The organism is Desulfovibrio sp. 6_1_46AFAA (genome assembly GCF_000224635.1).
In the GTDB taxonomy this organism is placed as follows: Bacteria; Desulfobacterota; Desulfovibrionia; order Desulfovibrionales; family Desulfovibrionaceae; genus Desulfovibrio; species Desulfovibrio fairfieldensis.
Genome location: NZ_JH114309.1, coordinates 1 through 1,147, shown reverse-complemented (window position 1 = coordinate 1,147; position 1,147 = coordinate 1). Strand labels below are relative to the sequence as shown.

Here is a 1,147-nt window from a genome sequence, read left to right as displayed (position 1 = left end):
GGCGGTGAGGGCTGCCAGGGCCGCCTGACATCCTTCATTGATCTCAGCGTATTTGCGGACGCGGGCGTTTTCCGGCTTGTTGTACTCGGCCAGGCGCTCGGCTTCGGCTGCGGCCTCCTCGGCGGCGCGCTGAGCCTCGGCGGCGGCTTCCTCGGCAGCGCGGGCTAGATCACATTCTTCTTGCGTAATGTAACCGTCTGGTTTCTGTTCCCAGATTTCACAATTGCCGGTGGGAGAATAAAATACAGGCATGGCTTTTTCCTTATGTCGATAGAGCGTTGATAACAATAATGACAGCCCCCTGAGTGCCGTTGCCTCCACTGGAGGCTGAGCCAACAGTGGTATTGTTTACCGGGGCACCATTTCCGCCAATGCCGCCGTTGCCATATGTTCCATGCGTCGAAGTCCCGCCCGTACCACCACTACCTCCCGCTTGGGCACCTCGATTTGAGGGGGAGCCTGACCTCCACGATCCGGAACCGCTAGCTCCCATACCTCCGACGCTTGGGGAGCTGCCATAAGAAAACCCGGCAGCTCCCCCCGAACCAGGTCCGCCCGAGAAAGAGCCGGTCCCACCAAGGGAGCTTGTAGGATCCACCCCCCGATAGGTAGGAGCCACTCCATTGCCGCCAGTACCGCCGCCCAAAGCGGTGAGATGTTCCCCGAACGCAGTTGATCCACCATCGCCGCCGCCAACGGTTACAGGAATGATATCACCTTTGGTGAGCGTTACATTTTGCGTTATCGTCTGGCCAGCGCCTCCGCCGCCGCCTCCGTTGCCTCCATGATTCTGATATTTGCCGTAAGAGTACCCTCCGGAATTATTATCCTGATATGCCGTCCACTCAGTTGCGACGCCCGTCGAGCCATTACCACCTTTTCCACCTCCGGCAATACAAGTAACGGCGTAGGTAGCGGTTTCAGGTACTATCCAATTTCCGGACGAGGTGATCACCACTTCCGACTGCAAGTTAAGCAGTCTGTCCCAGGCATCTTTCACGCCCTTGGCAGAAATCGCCACGCCGTCCTTGGCCGCCGTCCCTTCCTCAAAATCATCCGTGAGCTTCACATGCCCGTAAAACTGAAAATTGCCTTTGCCGTAGGCATCGGGATTTTCCGAGGCATGCACACCAAGGGAGAGAATGCC

At 57.7% G+C, this 1,147-nt stretch carries 2 pseudogenes; both read right to left on the bottom strand.

Annotation, left to right across the window (positions count from 1 at the left end):
- Positions 1–252: pseudogene (locus HMPREF1022_RS16350) on the bottom strand (hypothetical protein); the annotation flags it as partial.
- Between the two features lie 10 nt (positions 253–262).
- Positions 263–1,147 (bottom strand): annotated as a pseudogene (locus HMPREF1022_RS18735) (hypothetical protein); the annotation flags it as partial.